General features: G+C 63.6%; 18 protein-coding genes and 1 tRNA gene. 3 read left to right on the forward strand and 16 right to left on the reverse strand.

Translation table 11 applies throughout. From position 1 onward, the window contains the following. Positions 1–63 precede the first annotated feature (63 nt). Positions 64–618 carry a GspH/FimT family pseudopilin gene (locus tag FZZ93_RS11825; RefSeq protein ID WP_149322538.1) on the forward strand — a complete coding sequence of 185 codons (555 nt, stop codon included), beginning with the start codon at positions 64–66 and terminating at the stop codon, positions 616–618. Positions 619–767: 149 nt separating this feature from the next. Here the strand turns inward: FZZ93_RS11825 and FZZ93_RS11830 are convergent, their stop codons facing one another. From FZZ93_RS11830 to rplU, 15 genes are all read right to left on the reverse strand, one after another. Continuing rightward, the gene (locus FZZ93_RS11830; protein ID WP_149322539.1) at positions 768–1811 is read right to left on the reverse strand and encodes a pilus assembly PilX family protein; all 1044 of its coding nucleotides are present in this window, start codon (positions 1809–1811) and stop codon (positions 768–770) included. Then, entirely contained in the window at positions 1808–2281 is a 474-nt protein-coding gene (locus FZZ93_RS11835; protein WP_149322540.1) for a PilW family protein, read from the reverse strand. Before FZZ93_RS11835 ends, FZZ93_RS11830 begins: the two co-directional genes overlap by 4 nt. Then, positions 2278–2679 carry a prepilin-type N-terminal cleavage/methylation domain-containing protein gene (locus FZZ93_RS11840; protein ID WP_149322541.1) on the reverse strand — a complete coding sequence of 134 codons (402 nt, stop codon included), beginning with the start codon at positions 2677–2679 and terminating at the stop codon, positions 2278–2280. The genes FZZ93_RS11835 and FZZ93_RS11840 overlap by 4 nt, the downstream gene beginning before the upstream one ends. Positions 2680–2706: 27 nt before the next feature. After that, positions 2707–3114, reverse strand: coding sequence for a type IV pilin protein (locus FZZ93_RS18625; RefSeq protein WP_187774524.1), 408 nt, complete (start codon positions 3112–3114; stop codon positions 2707–2709). Positions 3115–3257: 143 nt separating this feature from the next. After that, on the reverse strand, positions 3258–4211 hold the full coding sequence (gene ispH / locus FZZ93_RS11850; protein WP_149322543.1) for a 4-hydroxy-3-methylbut-2-enyl diphosphate reductase: 954 nt from the start codon (positions 4209–4211) through the stop codon (positions 3258–3260). Positions 4212–4234: 23 nt separating this feature from the next. Continuing rightward, the gene (gene fkpB, locus FZZ93_RS11855) at positions 4235–4696 is read right to left on the reverse strand and encodes an FKBP-type peptidyl-prolyl cis-trans isomerase (protein WP_149322544.1); all 462 of its coding nucleotides are present in this window, start codon (positions 4694–4696) and stop codon (positions 4235–4237) included. Between the two features lie 23 nt (positions 4697–4719). Then, the gene (gene lspA / locus FZZ93_RS11860) at positions 4720–5208 is read right to left on the reverse strand and encodes a signal peptidase II (RefSeq protein ID WP_246146199.1); all 489 of its coding nucleotides are present in this window, start codon (positions 5206–5208) and stop codon (positions 4720–4722) included. A gap of 52 nt (positions 5209–5260) precedes the next feature. Continuing rightward, positions 5261–8095 carry an isoleucine--tRNA ligase gene (gene ileS, locus FZZ93_RS11865; protein ID WP_187774526.1) on the reverse strand — a complete coding sequence of 945 codons (2835 nt, stop codon included), beginning with the start codon at positions 8093–8095 and terminating at the stop codon, positions 5261–5263. Between the two features lie 10 nt (positions 8096–8105). Further along, positions 8106–9137 (reverse strand): bifunctional riboflavin kinase/FAD synthetase, encoded by a 1032-nt coding sequence (gene ribF / locus FZZ93_RS11870; RefSeq protein WP_149322546.1) that lies wholly within the window; start codon positions 9135–9137, stop codon positions 8106–8108. An 83-nt stretch (positions 9138–9220) separates the two neighbouring features. After that, on the reverse strand, positions 9221–10846 hold the full coding sequence (gene murJ / locus FZZ93_RS11875) for a murein biosynthesis integral membrane protein MurJ (RefSeq protein WP_149322547.1): 1626 nt from the start codon (positions 10844–10846) through the stop codon (positions 9221–9223). Between the two features lie 199 nt (positions 10847–11045). Beyond that, positions 11046–11312, reverse strand: a complete 267-nt coding sequence (gene rpsT / locus FZZ93_RS11880; RefSeq protein WP_149322548.1) for a 30S ribosomal protein S20 — start codon at positions 11310–11312, stop codon at positions 11046–11048. A 211-nt stretch (positions 11313–11523) separates the two neighbouring features. Next, positions 11524–12663, reverse strand: a complete 1140-nt coding sequence (proB, locus tag FZZ93_RS11885; RefSeq protein WP_149322549.1) for a glutamate 5-kinase — start codon at positions 12661–12663, stop codon at positions 11524–11526. A 225-nt stretch (positions 12664–12888) separates the two neighbouring features. After that, a complete protein-coding gene (gene cgtA, locus FZZ93_RS11890) occupies positions 12889–14082 on the reverse strand; it encodes an Obg family GTPase CgtA (RefSeq protein WP_149322550.1) in 1194 nt (397 codons plus the stop codon). An 86-nt stretch (positions 14083–14168) separates the two neighbouring features. Then, complete coding sequence (rpmA, locus tag FZZ93_RS11895; protein ID WP_149322551.1) at positions 14169–14426, reverse strand: 50S ribosomal protein L27; 258 nt, start codon at positions 14424–14426, stop codon at positions 14169–14171. Between the two features lie 34 nt (positions 14427–14460). Next, on the reverse strand, positions 14461–14772 hold the full coding sequence (gene rplU, locus FZZ93_RS11900; protein ID WP_149322552.1) for a 50S ribosomal protein L21: 312 nt from the start codon (positions 14770–14772) through the stop codon (positions 14461–14463). Positions 14773–15047: 275 nt separating this feature from the next. On the opposite strand from rplU, the gene ispB reads away from it, so the two are divergent. Together ispB and FZZ93_RS11910 are read left to right on the forward strand one after the other, a co-directional pair. Then, complete coding sequence (gene ispB, locus FZZ93_RS11905; RefSeq protein ID WP_149322635.1) at positions 15048–16049, forward strand: octaprenyl diphosphate synthase; 1002 nt, start codon at positions 15048–15050, stop codon at positions 16047–16049. An 83-nt stretch (positions 16050–16132) separates the two neighbouring features. Continuing rightward, positions 16133–16209: transfer RNA gene (locus FZZ93_RS11910), tRNA-Pro, on the forward strand. A 139-nt stretch (positions 16210–16348) separates the two neighbouring features. Here the strand turns inward: FZZ93_RS11910 and FZZ93_RS11915 are convergent. Continuing rightward, on the reverse strand, positions 16349–17314 hold the full coding sequence (locus FZZ93_RS11915) for a DMT family transporter (RefSeq protein ID WP_149322553.1): 966 nt from the start codon (positions 17312–17314) through the stop codon (positions 16349–16351). Positions 17315–17352: the final 38 nt, after the last annotated feature.

Below are 17352 nucleotides of genomic sequence, written 5' to 3' on the forward strand. Positions count from 1 at the left end.
TCCGAATTCGCTTACGGAAAGGGCGCGATATCCGGCTAACCTGACGCTTAGGCAGGAGGCCGCATGCCACCGGATCGCATCACGCAAACTTACCATATCGACACGCCGAATGGCCCGGCACGGAAGCGTCAGGCTGGCCTGACGCTTCTCGAACTATGCGTGGTGCTGGGCATCCTGGCATTCACCGTGGCCTGGGCAGGCCCCGGCCTCGGTGGCTTCATGGCCCGCAACGAAGTCGCCGCGGACGTCATGCGTCTCAAGGATGTCCTGGCGACGGCACGCAACACTGCCATCACCCGAGGCACGATCATCACCGTTTGCCCCAGCCGGGACGGACGACGCTGCATCGATGACTGGACCGCACCGCTGAGCATCCTGCAGGGCGAGATCGACCTGCCGCCGGACCAACGCATCCTCCTCGGACGACGCGGCGTCAGCCAGGTGACGGCCATCACCTATCGGCTCGACCATCGCCCCGTGCGCTACCAGCCCACGGGGCGCGCCACCGGCCACAATGGCACCTTCCGCCTCTGTGGCCGGCGCGGCGAAGGCGCCTCGGTGATCGTCAGCAATTTTGGGCGTGTTCGGGTGGTTGATAACACGCCATCGGCCTGCTGAGCCCTGCCCGAAAAGTGTCTGCGCTCGATTATACGGCGTTGAAAATCCGCTCAAATGCTCATTTACTCCCTGTAAATTCCGCGTTTTCGCAAATTTTCGCCTAGTCTAACCTTCGCTCGTCGACTTTTCAGACAAGGCCTCGTCGATTATCAGGATTCCCAGCGCAACAAGCGCTTTTCCCGGGGCGCATGGGGCAGCAGCGGGGCGCCGACGAGGTGTCGCACGACTGCCCCGCTCGACCGATGGATGTCGCCGTGTGCGATGACGGAGCCCTCCAGCATCGCCCCGGCTTCCAGGCGTGCATCTCCCGCCGCCATGAACCAGCCACGCGCCATCCCCGGTGCCTGGAAGTGAATGTCGCCGCTCGACAGCATCGCCACGTCCACGAACGCCTCTCGGCCGACCTCTCCGGCCAGATGGACATCGCCCTGTGCGACCAGGGTGGCATTGTGGAAACGAGCCGCCACCGAGATATCCAGGCGGCCCGCACAGTGGTAGACCCGTCCGGCGAGATCGCCGACCGCCTCGAAGTGGCAACGCGGCTGGCCGTTCTCATCGGCTTCCAGCGCCAGCGACACGGCGCCTTCCGGCGGCGAGGTGTCGACACCGGGAATCCTGACGCGATTCTCCCCCACACGGGACGCATTGCCATGTACCCGTCCCTTCGACGCCTCTCCCTCCCCAGTCACGACGGTGCCGTCAGCCAGGAGGGCGTAGCGGGAAAACAGTTCGGCAAGGCGCGAAAAGACCACCGTGACCCGTACCGGCTCACTCACGGCCTGCACACGCGCATCGCCTTCCATCACCACCCCCATGGCCACGATGAAACGCCGCTGGAAGTCATCCTCGACAAGACGATAGGCGCAGCGAATCGGCGCCTCGCAGTCGCCTTGCCTGGCCACTTCACCCTGAAAGCGCGAGGGATCGATGAACTCGCGCCAGGTCAGCGCGTCGAGTGCCTCGCGTGATGACTCGACGGTGATATCGCCAGGCTTTTTCAAGGCTGACCATCCACTGGAAGCGGCGGCCTCCGCCGCCATCCCTGCCTGCACCGATGCGTTGAGGTTGCCCGCCAGGCGTTCCGCGGTCAGCGCCGAGCGTAGCCCGGCCGCCCCCAGCATCACTGCCATGGCAAGCAGCACCAGCACGATGGGCAATGCCAGCCCCGCCTGGCGCTCCACGCCGTCTCTCATGGCACCGACTCCCCGGCATAACGTACTGCCGCCTCGCGATCCATGCCATGAAGCACCAGGGGCTCCGATACATCGAGCGGCCGCAGGACGATTCGGTACAACCCCGCCCGACCGCCCACATCAGCCTGTAGCGGCTCACTCGCCGCGCAGCTCCTGGCCGTCGCCGCCAGACCATCCACTAGCGGCTCGCCCGACACGCCGTCGTAAAGATTACAGCCCTCGCCGTTCACGGCGTCGACCAGCGTGTAGCGCCCCGGCTCCACGCCACCGCGCCGGATATCGCGCAGCAGGAACAATGCCCCCAGGGTCATGGCTTCCTGGCGCTCGCCCAGATCGTCCACCCGAGCCAGGTTCTCGACCCCGCCCAGATACAGGCGCCCTGCGCCCAGCAGGACCAGCATGCTCACCGCCAAAGCCACCAGCAGCTCGACCAGCGACATGCCGCTCTCGTCAACGCGCCCCGCGATCATGGGGATTCACCAGGCAGCCGGGTGGTATAGACGAAGGACGTCTCGCCCTCATCCGCCAGACGCGACGCCTGCCATTCGAGAGTCACCACATAGGTGCAGTCATCACCAGCCGGCTCGACACGGCCCTGCAAGCCGGGAATCCTGGCACGCCAGCGCGTCTCCCAGTCCGCTTCCTCGGCCCCCAGGCCAGGGCAGCGGCCGGCTTCGAGGCGCGACCACAGCAACTCGACGGCATCCTGTGCCGCCAGGGATGCCAGGCCGCGCTGGTAGCCAACATGCGCGCCACGCAAGGATTCGAGCTGAACCGACGCCATGCCCAGCAGCCCTACCGAAAGCACCAGCAGCGCCACCAGGGCCTCCAGCAACGTGAACGCTTGCTGGAATTTCGCTATCGCCATGATCCACGCCTCCTTCCGCTCCCTGGCTTACCAGCACGCCTCGGGCAACGTCCGCCCCGTCGCGTCGAGCGTCAGCACGCGACACGCCGTCTTGACGGCCTCACCGTCATGCGTGGCCGTCAGTCGATAATCAGTCGGCGCCAGAGACGCGGTGACACGGTAATACCCCGCCTCAGAAGGAGTCGGTGAGTCGATGCAATCATCATAGGAGTGCGTACTGGTGCGGCAGCGTTCCAGGCGCCCTGCCAGCGTCATGAGTGCCGACCGCCCATCGGCGACTCGCGCCTCACCCACGGCATCCCCATAGCGCGGATAGGCAACCCCGGCGAGAATAGCGATGATCGCCACCACGATCATCAACTCGAGCAGCGTGAAACCGGCCTGCCCACGACGGACCTCGGATCGGCGCAACGCCCGCGACTTCGAGTGGCACATATCCCTTGCCTCGGCGTGATGTCCTGCCCTCAATATGGACCAGGATGCCGGTATCCGGTAGCGCCCGAAGCACCTTGCCACGAAAAAGCCGGGCGACGAGGCCCGGCTTGACGAATGGAACATGACGCTCGACCAGCACCCTACTAGCTGCTGGCGATAACCCGCTCGCGAAGCTCGCTGGGCATGGAGAAGGTGATCGTCTCGGCACGTCCATCGAGCTCTTCCGGCATCTCGGCTCCCAGGGCGCGCAATCGTTCGATCACGCCCTGAACCAGCACTTCCGGTGCGCTGGCGCCGGCGGTCACGCCTACCGTCTCGACATTTTCCAGCCAGGCCGCGTCGATCTGTTCGGCGTTGTCGATCAAATAGGCCGGCGTGCCGACCCGCTCGGAAAGCTCGCGCAGCCGATTGGAGTTCGAGCTGTTGGGACTGCCCACCACCAGCAGCAGATCGCTCCCGGCGGCCAGCTCCCTCACGGCATCCTGACGATTCTGGGTGGCGTAGCAGATGTCATCCTTGCGCGGGCCCTGGATCTCCGGGAAGCGGTCGCGCAGGGCGTCGATCACGCGAGCGGTATCGTCCATCGACAGAGTCGTCTGGGTCACGAAGGCCAGCTGGCTCGGGTCCCGCACCTCGAGGCGTGCCACGTCCTGCTCATCCTCCACCAGGTAGATCTGGCCTCCCTGGGAGGTATCGTAGCGCCCCATGGTGCCCTCCACCTCGGGATGCCCCTGGTGGCCGATGAGGACGCACTCCTGGCCACGTCGGGCATAGCGCAGCACTTCCATGTGCACCTTGGTGACCAGCGGGCAGGTGGCATCGAAGACCCGCAGACCGCGCCGTTCGGCCTCCTGCTGCACAGCACGGGATACGCCGTGCGCCGAGAAGATAACGATCACGTCGTCGGGCACTTCATACAGTTCCTCGACGAAGATCGCACCGCGTTCGCGCAGGCTGTCGACCACGAAACGGTTGTGCACCACTTCATGGCGCACGTAGATCGGCGGGCCGAACACGTCCAGCGCCCGGTTGACGATCTCAATGGCACGATCGACACCGGCGCAGAAACCGCGGGGATTGGCCAGCTTGATTTGCATGATTGCCTAGCCTCGGTGCTTGCCTAGTGGGTGGTAGCGGGCTGCACGTCCAGCACCTCTACTTCGAAGGTCAGGGTACGCCCGGCCAGGGGGTGATTGAAATCTACCTCGACCTGCGTGTCGCCGACCTGCTTGATGACCCCCGGCAACTCGCCGCCGCCGACATCGGCGAAGGACATCACCATGCCCATCTCCGGCGTCTCGTCACCGAAGTCGTCCCTGGCGATCATCTGGACGTTCTGGGGATTGTGCTGGCCGAAAGCGTGCTCGGGGGAAACCTCGTAGCTGCCGTTCTCACCGGCAGCGAGCCCCTTGATGGGATGCTCGAAGCCGGGCGGCAGGTTGCCGTCACCGACCTGGAAGGTGGCCGGCTGCTTGTCCCGGGTGGAATCGACCACAGTGCCATCCTCCAGCTTGAGGGTAAAATGCAGGGTAACCTGCATACCCTCGTCAATGCGATGGCCGTTCGCTTGTTGATCACTCATGGATGCTCTCTTGCAGATGATGTTCAACGCCGTCGTCTGGCGCGGCGACGTTCGCCGAACAGCGACTCGACGATCAACCCGATGGCGCCCAGGGTGATGCCGATGTCCGCCACATTGAAGGCCGGGTAGTACCAGCCGGCGAGGTGAAAGGACAGAAAATCCACCACATAACCATGCACCAGCCGATCATACAGGTTGCCCAGCGCCCCGCCGATGACCAGGGCAAGCGAGGCGCCGAGCATCTTTTCGTCGGCACGCAGGCGCCGCATCCAGATGGTCAGTCCCACGCTCGCCGCCACGGCAATGGCCGCAAAGAACCATCGCTGCCAGCCGGGATGATCGGCCAGGAAGCTGAACGCCGCGCCGGTATTGTGCAGCAGCGTCAGGTTGAAGAACGGCAGGACCTCGAGCGGCCTGGCGTATTCCAGCAGGCTGGACGCCAATGCCTTGGTGCCCAGGTCGACGACGATCACCGCCACGGCGAGCCACAACCAACGCAACGGCTGTCGCATGGGAGCCACCTCGGCTCCCTGCCTGGTGTCATGCTCTGGCATACTACCCACCTCACGCATAATGACGGGTCTCGCCGGGGCCTTCCGGCAGGTTGCTGATGCAGCGACCGCACAGGTCTTCATGGCCGGCATGCTGGCCGACATCCTCGCGGTGGTGCCAGCAGCGCTCGCACTTGCGGTATTCGCTGGCCGCGACGGCCACCTTGAGCCCCTCGAGCTCGGTCGCCTCGGCCTCGCCGCCATCAGCCAGCGAGGCCAGGTGCACCTCGCTGGTCAGCATCACGAAGCGCAGCTCGTCGCCGAGACGGCTCAGCGTCTCCCGGAGCTCGTCGTCCACGTAGAGCGTCACTTCGGCAGCCAGGTTGCCCTTGATGACCTTGGCGTTGCGGGCGTCTTCCAGGCACTTGTTGACGGCCTGCTTGACGTTGAGCACGCGCTCCCAGAACTCGCGTCCCAGCTCGGCGCTCTCTTCCAGGGTGCCCAGGCCGTCGTAGTATTCCTCGAGCAGGACGCTGTCGCCCCGCTGGCCGGGGATATGCTCGTAGATCTCCTCGGCGGTGAAGCTGAGGATCGGTGCAATCCAGCGGACCAGCGCCTGGACGACGTGGTACAGCGCGGTCTGAGCGCTGCGCCGGGCCACCGAGTCCACCTGGGTGGTGTACTGGCGATCCTTGATCACGTCCAGATAGAAGCCGCCCAGCTCCCGGGCACAGAAGCCATGCACCTGCTGATAGACGTCGAGGAAGCGGTATTCCTCGTAGGCACGCTGGATGCGCGCCTGCAACTGGCCGGCGCGATCCACCACCCAGCGATCCAGCGCCAGCATGTCATCGAAGGCCAGGGCATCGCGCTCGGGATCGAAGCCGTTGAGGTTGGCCAGCAGGAAGCGCGAGGTGTTGCGGATGCGTCGATAGACATCGGCGGTGCGCTTGAGGATCTGGTCGGACACGGCCATCTCGCCGGAATAGTCGGTCGAGGCGACCCACAACCGCAGGATATCGGCCCCGAGCTTGTCCATCACATCCTGAGGCGCCACCACATTGCCCAGCGACTTGGACTGCTTGCGACCCTTCTCGTCCACGGTGAAGCCATGGGTGAGCAGTTGGCGGTACGGCGGATGGCCGTCGATGGCCGAACCGGTGAGCAGCGAGGAATGGAACCAGCCACGATGCTGATCCGATCCCTCAAGGTACAGATCGGCGCGCGGCCCCTGATCGTGCCCCATCGGGTGCGAGCCGCGCATCACATGACGATGCGTGGTGCCGGAATCGAACCAGACGTCCAGGGTATCGGTGACCTTCTCGTACTCCCCAGCCTCGTCGCCCAGCAGCTCGACCGGATCGAGCCGGAACCAGGCGTCGATGCCCTCGTGCTCGACGCGCTTGGCGACCTCTTCCATCAACTCGACGGTGCGCGGGTGCAGCTCGCCGGTCTGCTGGTGCAGGAAGAAGGGAATCGGCACCCCCCAGTTGCGCTGGCGCGAGATGCACCAGTCCGGGCGGTTGGCGATCATCGAATGCAGGCGCGCCTTGCCCCAAGCGGGCGTGAAGGCAGTCGCCTCGACGCCCTCCAGCGCCTTGTCGCGCAGGCTGCGGCCGTCATGGCCGAGCATGTCCATGCCCACGAACCACTGAGCGGTGGCCCGGTAGATCACCGGCGTCTTGTGGCGCCAGCAATGCATGTAGCTGTGGGTGATGGTGTGGTGGGCCAGCAGGGCGTCGACCTCATCGAGCTTGGCGACGATCTGCAGGTTGGCCTTCCAGATCGACTGCCCGCCGAAGAACGGCAGCTCGTCCACATAGACGCCATCGCCCTTGACGACGCTGATGAAGTCATCGAATTCGATGCCGTAGCGACGGCAGGACTCGAAGTCGTCGACCCCGTGCACCGGCGCCGAGTGGACGATGCCGGTACTACCCTCCTCGACTTCTACATAGTCCGCCAGGAACACCGGCGCACGACGCTCATAGAACGGATGGGCGAACTCGATCAACTCCAGTCGCTCGCCGGCGGCGGTGGCAATGATGTTGCCCTCGAGCCCGAAGCGTTCCAGGCAGCTTTCCACCAGCTCCTCGGCCAGCAGCAGCAGTCGCTCACCCACGTCGACCAGGGCATAGGTGAACTCGGGATGCACGTTCAACGCCTGGTTGGCGGGAATGGTCCAGGGGGTGGTCGTCCAGATCACCACGGCGGCGGGCTTGGGCAATTCGGTCACCCCGAAGGCGGCGGCCAGCTTGTCGTCCTCAGCGCAGGGGAAGGCCACGTCGATAGCATCGGACTGCTTGTCGGCGTACTCCACCTCCGCCTCGGCCAGGGCCGAGCCGCAATCGAAGCACCAGTTGACCGGCTTGAGGCCCTTGAAAACGTAGCCACCCTCGACCATATCGGCCAGCGCTCGAATCTCGCCAGCCTCATTGACGAAGTCCATGGTGCGATAGGGATTATCCCAGTCACCGATCACCCCCAAACGAATGAAGCTCTCGCGCTGCCCGTCGATCTGCTCGGCGGCGTACTCGCGGCACAGCGCTCGGGCCTGCTCCGGCGCCAGGTGCTTGCCGTGGGTCGTCTCGACCTTGTGCTCGATGGGCAGGCCATGACAGTCCCAGCCCGGCACATAAGGGGCGTCGAACCCCGCCAGGTTCTTGGACTTGACGATGATGTCCTTGAGGATCTTGTTGAGCGCGTGACCGATGTGAATGCTGCCATTGGCGTAGGGAGGGCCATCGTGCAGCACGAAGAACTCACGTCCCCGACGCGCCTCGCGCAGGCGATGGTAGAGATCCATCTCCCGCCACTGGGCCACCCGAGCAGGCTCGCGCTTGGGCAGCATGCCACGCATCGGGAATTCGGTTTCTGGCAGATTCAGAGTGTGCTTGTAGTCGCTCATATCCTGGGGGTCAGCCATCATCATGGTCGGCGGGCAGTCCCGCCGAGGAGTCGGAAAACACAGCCTCGCGCGCCAGCGGCGCCGATGCCAGAGGTAAGAAGTCTCCTGTCGCCGCTGTCTCGGCGAAAAAACGTCGCGCGCGGGCCTGGTCAGCACCGATCTGGGCCTTGAGGGCCTCGAGGCCATCGAACTTCATCTCACCGCGCAGCTTGGCACAAGGCAGTACCGTCAATCGCTCGCCGTACAGGTCCTCATCGAAGTCGAACAAGTGCACCTCGAGTACCGGCCGCAGGCTGCCCACGGTGGGACGCCAGCCGATATTGGCCACCCCCTCGGCGTGTCGCCCGTCAGGCAATGCGGCCTTGACCGCGTAGACGCCCTGCAGGGCCAGCGGATGCGGTGGCTGCGGAAGGTTCGCCGTGGGCACGCCGATGGTCCGCCCGAGCTGGCGGTCGCGCACCACCCGGCCGCCAAGCCGGTAAGGCCGCCCCAGCATGCGGGCGGCCTGATCGAAATTACCGCACGCCAGCATGGTCCTGACTCGCGTGCTGGAGACGCGTTCGCCGTCCAACTGGAAGGTTCGGGTGTGCTCGACCTCGAAGCCCGAGTGGGCACCAACCGCCTGCAACAGTTCGAAATCGCCGCGCCGGTCGCAGCCGAAACGGAAATCATCACCCACCACCAGGTGACGCACGCCCAATCCCTGTACCAGCACTTGCTCGATGAAGGCCCGGGCAGTCAGGCTGCGCAGGGCATCGTTGAAGGGCAGGCACAGCACGCGGTCGGCGCCGTGCTCAGCCAGCAGACGCACCTTGTCACGCAGCCGCGTCAGCCGAGGCGGCGCCTGGTCCCCGGCGAAGAACTCCCTGGGCTGGGGCTCGAAGACTACCACCGTCGCCGGCAGCGACAACGAGCGCGCGCGTTCGAGCAACTGATCGAGGATCGCCTGATGGCCACGATGAACGCCATCGAAATTACCGATGGTCGCCACGCAGCCATGATGCTCGTCACGCAGATTGTGCAATCCTCGAATCACTTGCATAGGCGTTGTTCGCGCAGAAAGTAAAGTGGTCGATTATAACGGACCAGGCGCCCCTTGACAGCCGCGCCGACATGGCCCTGGCTTCAGCTCTTCATTCGAAAGTGGCGCAACCGTACTCCCGTGACGGCCAGCCAGGCGAAGTACATCACCGTTCCGCTCACCACCAGGGTTGCCATCCAGCCTGCGCGCCTCATCAACGACCAGTCGAGCCACTGGTGCCACTCCGGCGCCAGCCAGGCGAGCGTCAGGCCCATCACCGCGCAGCCACCGAGCAATTGCACCGCATACCGCCCCCAGCCCGCCTGGAAGACCAGAATGCCCCGCCGATACAGCAGGCCACCCAGCAAGCCAGCATTGAGAAACGCCGAAAGTGCCGTGGCCAACGCCAACCCTGCGTGCGCCAGCGGCCAGATCAGGATCAGGTTGAAGACCATGTTGGCACCCATGGCGATCATGCCGATCGTGACCGGCGTCTTGGTATCCTGGCGGGCAAAGAAGCCCGGCGCCAGCACCTTGATCAGCATGAAGGCTACCAGGCCCACGGCATAGGCACGCAGGCTCATGGCCGCCATATTGATGTCATGATCGGTCATGGCGCCATAATGGAACAGGGTGATCAGCAACGGCTCGGCCAGCACCACCAGTGCCAGCGCCGCCGGCAGCCCCAGCAGCAACACGGCACGAATTGCCCAGTCGAGCATCTGCGCGAAGCGTTCCCCGGACTGATCGGCGTGGCGCTTCGACAAGGCCGGCAGGATCACCGTGCCAATGGCCACCCCGAACACCCCAAGCGGCAACTCCACCAGACGGTCGGAATAATACAGCCAGGAGACGCTGCCAGCCGCCAGAAACGACGCCAGCACGGTATCCAGCAGCAGATTGATCTGGGCCACAGAAACACCGAACATCGCCGGCGCCATCAGTTTGAGCACGCGCCGCACGCCTTCGTGGGCGAACCTGGGCCAGGGGCGTGGCAACAGGCCCAGCCGGGCGAGGAACGGCACCTGGAAAGCCAACTGGGCCGCCCCGGCGATCAACACCCCCCAGGCCAGAGCCAGCGCGGGCTCGCTCACCAGGGGCGTTAGCAGCATGGCCGCGCCGATCAGTGACAGGTTGAGCAACACCGGCGTGAAGGCCGGCACAGCGAAGCGTCCCCAGGTGTTGAGCACACTCCCCGAGAAGGCCGTCAGCGATATCAGTAGCAGATAGGGGAACGTCAGCCGCAGCATGTCGACGGTGAGCGCCATCTTCTCGGGATCACGCGCAAACCCCGGCGCAAAGGCCCAGGCCAGCCAGGGCGCAGCCAGCATGGCCAGGGCGGTGATCAGCACCAGCACCGCCGTCAGGCTGCCGGCCACGGCATCGAGCAACTCGCGCACCTCATCCCGGGTGCGCTGGGTGGCATATTCGGACAGCACCGGCACGAAGGCCTGGTTGAAGGCGCCCTCGGCGAACAGCCGGCGCAAGAAGTTGGGCACCTTGAAGGCCACGAAGAAGGCATCCGCCCCCTGCCCTGCGCCAAACAACGCGGCGATCACCATGTCCCGGGCCAGCCCCATCACCCGCGACAGCATGGTCATGCTGCTGACGACCATGCCCGAGCGCACCAGTCCGCCTCGACGGGGTGCCGCTTGACGAGACGCCTCATCAACGACCGCTGATGCGGCCTCGGGCGACGTCTGCTCGGGTGATTGTTGTCGATCGGTCACGGTGCGATTCCTTGCCAGGCCAGATGGAATGGAAACAACAAACCGTCAGTAACGATTTTGACGTCGCACGGCGACGGCCCGAAGGGCGACCGCCAGGGAAGACGGCCACAAAAAAACCGGCCGTAGCCGGTTCTTCGATGGGGCACTCGCGAGATGGTTCGCGAACCTCGTTCACGAGCCCCATGGGCGTCCGGCGCGCTTACGCTGCCAGGGCCTTGATGCGCTTGTTGAGACGGCTCTTCAGGCGAGCGGCCTTCTTCTTGGAGAGCACGTCCTTGTCGGCGATGCGGTCGATGACCGGCTGGGCCTTTTTGAAGGCATCCATAGCCTGAGCATGATCGCCGCCATTGATGGCCTTGATGACGTTCTTGACGTAAGTGCGAACCATGCTGCGCTGGCTGGCTTTCAGGACACGACGACCTTCCGCCTGACGGGCGCGCTTGCGGGCTTGCTTGGTGTTAGCCACTGACTGTCTCCTTGGAGAAAGTTGTTACCGCCAAGCTCGGCGGTATTCAATAACATGTTGATCCAACAGGGAAATAAAAAAATCCCCGTCGGCCTGGCCATCTGGCTGACCGCGCATGATGGCGCAGTCGCTTACGGGCCGTGTCTGAGAGGATGGCGTATCCTATCACGCCGTGCGAGGGCATGCCAGCCTGGTCGCAGTGCAGGGCCTCTTACAGGACGACCAGGTTATCGCGGTGTATAAGCTCCGGCGACTCCATGTAGCCGAGGATCGCCTCGATGCGATGACTGGGCTGGCCGAGCAGGCGACGCACTTCATCGACTCCATAATTGACCAGGCCCTTGGCCACCCGCTGCCCCTGTTCGTCGACGCATAGCACCATGTCGCCGCGCACGAAGTCGCCCGACACCGCTTTCACTCCCACCGGCAGCAAGCTGGAGCCGCGGTCGCGCAGCACCTTCACCGCGCCGTCATCCAGGGTCAGGTGACCGCGCACCTGGAGCTGCCCCGCCAGCCAGCGCTTGCGCGCCGCCATGGGCGCGCGCTCGGGCATGAGCAAGGTGCCCAGTTGCTCCCCCGCGGCGAGCCGGCCCAGCACGTCGCGCTGACGCCCACTGGCGATCACCGTGACCGCACCGGAGCGCGCCGCCAGACGCGCCGCCCGCACCTTGGTCGACATGCCGCCCCGCCCCAGCACACCGCCACCGCCGGCCACTTCGGCCAGCCGAGGGTCATCGGCGCGCCCCTCGGTAATCAGGCGAGCATTCGGATCGTGACGAGGGTCGGCATCGAAGAGCCCTTCCTGATCGGTCAGGATGACCAGGGCATCGGCTTCCAGCAGATTGGCCACCAGGGCGCCGAGGGTGTCGTTGTCGCCGAAGCGAATCTCGTCGGTAACCACGGTGTCGTTCTCGTTGACCACCGGCACCACGCCCAGTCCAACCAGGGTGCGCAGCGCGGAGCGTGCATTGAGATAACGCTTGCGGTTGGAGAGATCGTCATGGGTCAGCAGGATCTGGGCGGTGGTCAGCCCATGGCGGGCGAAGTGGCCTTCGTAGCATTCGGTCAAGCCGTTCTGCCCCACCGCAGCGGCGGCCTGCAGGGCATGCACCTCGGAAGGACGCGTCTGCCAGCCAAGCCGCACCATGCCCGCCGCCACGGCACCGGACGACACCAGCACCACCTCGATGCCGCGCCGATGCAGCTCGGCAATCTCGTCGACCCAGCCACCGATGGCCGGCTCATCGAGCCCTCGACCGTCGTTGGTCAACAGTGCGCTGCCGATCTTCACCACCACCCGCCGCATGCGCGTCAGCGCATCCCGGTCAGGCACTTGTTCGAGATCGTCCATCGGTTCCTCGGTTTTCAAGATACGGGCTGCGAGTCCCGAGCTACGGGCTGCGAACCGCGAGCATCAGGGCCGAGCACAGCCAGCCACTTCATCCGCCACTTGCAGAAAATTGCCGAGCACTGCAAAGCGCAAGGCACACGGAGCGCAGAAAACGAGACATAACAAATAGTTAGACGAGCTTTCAAGCACCGCGCAACGCCGCGATTTGCGTGCGCAGGCATTTTCTCAGGGTGCGTATTCGACTTCGACATCATAATCATCATCGTCGAAGTCATCGTCATCCTCGTCGGCCGGCTTGCGCTTGCGCTTGCGACCCAGGCGAGACTCAGCGCGCGCTACCGCCTCGTCTTCCATGCGACGGCGCATCTCACCTTCGCGCTCGGCGGCCTCTGCGTCCTCGTTCTCCAACTGGCGCTGTTCAGTGAGCCAACGATGCACGGCCTGCACCAGGGCATCGGTCCCTTCGCCGCTGATCGCCGACAGGCGAAAAACGGGCCCCTGCCACGCCAGGCGCGCCACGATGTCATCGGCCACGGCCTCGCGCTCCTCGGCGGGCAACAGGTCGAGCTTGTTGAGCACCAACCAGCGCGGACGCTCGGCGAGCGCCGGGGAGAATTGCCCCAGCTCGTGCGCGATGGCCTGGGCGGCCTCCACGGGATCGCTCTCATCGAAGGGCGCGACATCGACCACATGCAGCAGCAGGCGCGTACGCGTCAGGTGCTTGAGAAAGCGCAGCCCCAGGCCGGCTCCCTCCGAAGCACCCTCGATCAAGCCCGGCACGTCGGCCATCACGAAGTGTTCGTGCTGGCCGAGCTTCACCACGCCGAGGTTGGGCACCAGAGTGGTGAACGGATAATTGGCCACCTTGGGCTTGGCCGCCGACACCGAGCGAATCAACGTCGACTTGCCGGCATTGGGCATGCCCAGCAGGCCGACATCCGCCATCACCTTCATCTCGAAGCGCAGATTGCGCCGCTCGCCCTCGGTACCTGGCGTGGTGCGTCGCGGCGCCCGATTGGTCGAGGACTTGAAGTGGATGTTGCCGAGCCCTCGACGCCCGCCCTGGGCGACGAGTACCACCTGTCCTGCCTCGGTCACATCGGCGATCACCTCGAGGGTATCCTCGTCGATCACCGTGGTGCCCACCGGTACCTTGACATGCAGATCCTCGCCGGCGCGGCCGCTCATCTGCCGCCCCTGCCCCGGCTGGCCGTTCTGGGCCTTGTAGAAGCGCTGGTACTTGAAGTCGATGAGGGTGTTCAGGGCATCGTCACCGATCAGGTGCACGCTGCCGCCATGGCCGCCATCGCCACCATCCGGGCCACCCTTGGGCACGTACTTCTCGCGACGGAAGCTCAGGCAGCCATTGCCGCCCTTGCCGGCTTCCACGATGATCGAGGCTTCGTCGACGAACTGCATTGTTCATTCTCCCGGCGATGCATGTCGCCATGATACAAGAAGGCCCCGCCATGGCGGGGCCTTCTTGCGACAGGTTCGAGGCGGTCTCAGGCGGAGACGATGCTCACGAACTTGCGATTCTTCGGACCCTTGGTCTCGAACTTGATCACGCCCTCGTCCAGTGCGAACAGAGTGTGGTCCTTGCCGATCCCGACACCGGTGCCGGCATGGAACTTGGTGCCACGCTGACGGACGATGATGTGACCCGGGGAAACAGCCTGGCCGCCGAACAGCTTGACGCCTAGGCGCTTGGATTCGCTATCGCGACCGTTACGGGTAGAACCCGCTGCCTTCTTGTGAGCCATTGCAAATACCTCGCTCGTTCAGGGGATTGACCGCTTACGCGGAGATCCCGGTGATCTTGACTTCGGTGAACCACTGACGGTGGCCCTTGCGCGTCATGCTGTGCTTGCGGCGACGGAACTTGATGATCTTCACCTTCTCACCACGACCGTGGGAGACGATTTCGGCGGAGACCTTGGCACCGTCGACATTCGGCGCGCCGACCGTGACGTCGTCGTCATTGCCCACCAGCAGCACTTCATCGAACTCGATGGTGTCGCCAGTCGGCACTTCCAGCTTCTCGAGCTTGAGCGTCTGGCCTTCCTGAACGCGGTACTGCTTGCCACCGCTCTTGATAACTGCGTACATGTTGCTCTCTCCAGGACTCATCGGGGGTTGGCTCTTCGTCGACCTGCTTCGAGTGGCACCCTTCTTGGCACCATCTGACAGGGAGCGAGATGAGTGGGTCGCGGATTATAGCGATGAACACGCACACATTCAACATCTCCGCCCCATGCCCTCCCATGACCGGGCTCACAGTGGGGCAGGCACGCTTGACGCCCCCCAGGGGGCCCCATAGCATGGCCAACACTTCGGTCAAATACCGACTGACCGCCCACTTCGTCTCATCGATATCGCCTTACATGCCAGCCACCACCGCGCCGACACAGCTCACCACCCCCGACACGCCCATCCACGCGGTGGTGGCCGAAGACTTTGCCGCCGTCAACCGCACCATCCAGACCCAGCTCGCCTCGCGCATTCCGCTGGTAGAGGCGATCGGCCAATACATCGTCGACAGCGGCGGCAAGCGCATGCGCCCCCTGCTGGTACTGCTGGCCGCACGCTCCCTGGGGTACGAGGGGGATCAGCACGTGGCCCTGGCCACCCTGATCGAGTTCATGCACACCTCGACACTGCTGCATGACGACGTGGTCGACGAATCGCACATGCGACGAGGCAAAGCCACCGCCAACGACGCCTGGGGCAATGCTCCCTCGGTACTGGTGGGCGACTTCCTCTATTCGCGCTCCTTCCAGATGATGGTCGGCGTCGGCTCCATGCGCATCATGGAGATCCTCTCGGCGGCCACCTGCACCATCGCCGAGGGTGAAGTCCAGCAGTTGACCAATGTCGGCAACCCGGATGTCGACGAGGCGGCCTACTTCGAGACCATCCAGGGCAAGACCGCCATGCTGTTCGAAGCGGCCTCGCACTGCGGCGCGATCATCGCCGACGCCACCCCGGAGCAGGAAGCCGCCCTGCAGGCCTATGGTCGCTATCTCGGCCTCGCCTTCCAACTGGTCGACGACCTGCTCGACTACCGGGGCGATGCCGACACCATGGGCAAGAACGTCGGCGACGACCTGGCCGAGGGCAAGCCCACCCTGCCGCTGATCCAGGCCATGGTCACCGGCTCTCCCGAGCAGGCCAAGGTGATCCGCCAGGCCATCCGTCAGGGTGGTCTCGAGCGGCTCGACGAAGTTCTGGCCATCGTCCACGATACCGGCGCGCTGGACTACACCCAGCGCCGCGCGGAGGAAATGTCGGCCAAGGCCCTGGCCCAGCTCGAGGCCCTGCCGCCCTCCGCCTTCCGCGACAGCATGGAGCAACTGGCGCACCGCGCGGTGGACCGCCGCACCTGAAGCGCCGGCATAGCCACAAGGGCTTGCGCAGCAAGCTCATTTGCGTATAATACGCATCCGTTGTCGCCCACCGGGCCCAACATCGGAGTATAGCTCAGCTTGGTAGAGCGCTGCCTTCGGGAGGCAGAGGTCGTAGGTTCGAATCCTGCTACTCCGACCAAGAACATTAGTAAAAACGGCCACTTAGCTCATCCGGGCAGTGGCCGTTTTTCGTTGGTGGGGTTCATGCTGCAAGCAACATAGGCTCGGAGCACTCAATCAACATGATTGATGGCGACCTCGTCGGGTGTACTGTCCATTTACCCAGTCGCCCGGGATGCTTGATCAAGCTTGGCAGGCTTCAACACCGCACGGACTGTTGTGACAACCCCCAAAACGACCAACATGGAACCTAACGACTCAAACCACGTCGGGAAACGTTGACTCGCCATCAGTCCAAACACTGTAGCAAACAATATTTCAACCGCAATCAACTGCCCCGTCAGAACCATTGGCAGCCTTTGAGTCGCGTAATTCCAAGCCCAGGCTCCCCCTACAGAAGACAACGTCGCAAGCATTATCGCCCACAATAAAAACCAGGCGAGACTCGAACGATCAACACCAGAAGGAACAGGGTCCACCAGGTCAAATAGCATTCCCACTGGAATAAATACCAATGTCGCAAAACCAGCGCCCAGCATCATCAGCCCTGTGTACCCCCCCACGCTGAGGCCCGGCTTTCTATCAGTGAACCTCTGATTGAAAAGGCTGAATAATAGCCAGCACATCACTCCAGCGATACAGAACAGGAACCCAATCGTCGTTCTTTCACCAGACCCATAACCATCCACAAAGAAAAGTTCGACATTAACAAAAAACAAACCACCCACCGCCATCGCCAAAGGAAGAACCAATTTTCCCCAATGGATGGTGTTTTTATACAGATTACCCAGAACCACCATAAATATTGGAACAGTGCCAATAACTGCCGGCGCCAAAACAGGGCCTGCAAAATAAGCACCTCCTACCACTGAAACTATGTACAACAGATACCCCAGAACCCCCATGGACATAGAGAGAAAAACTTCCATCACATTCATATCGCTCAGCTCTTTGCGACACTTATAAACGAACACCCCTCCAACCACGCCCGCAACAACAAACCTTGCCACAATAAAATCATAATTACTGTAGGGACCTACCACATAAGGAGACACAAAATTCAATGCCCAGCTAAAAGTTGAAAACAGAGCTGCAAAGCAACCTAACAAAAACGAACTATTCATATATCACCAACACCATACAATTCGCCTCCACCCTCCCA

The organism is Halomonas eurihalina, from assembly GCF_008274785.1.
Classification (GTDB): domain Bacteria; phylum Pseudomonadota; class Gammaproteobacteria; order Pseudomonadales; family Halomonadaceae; genus Halomonas; species Halomonas eurihalina.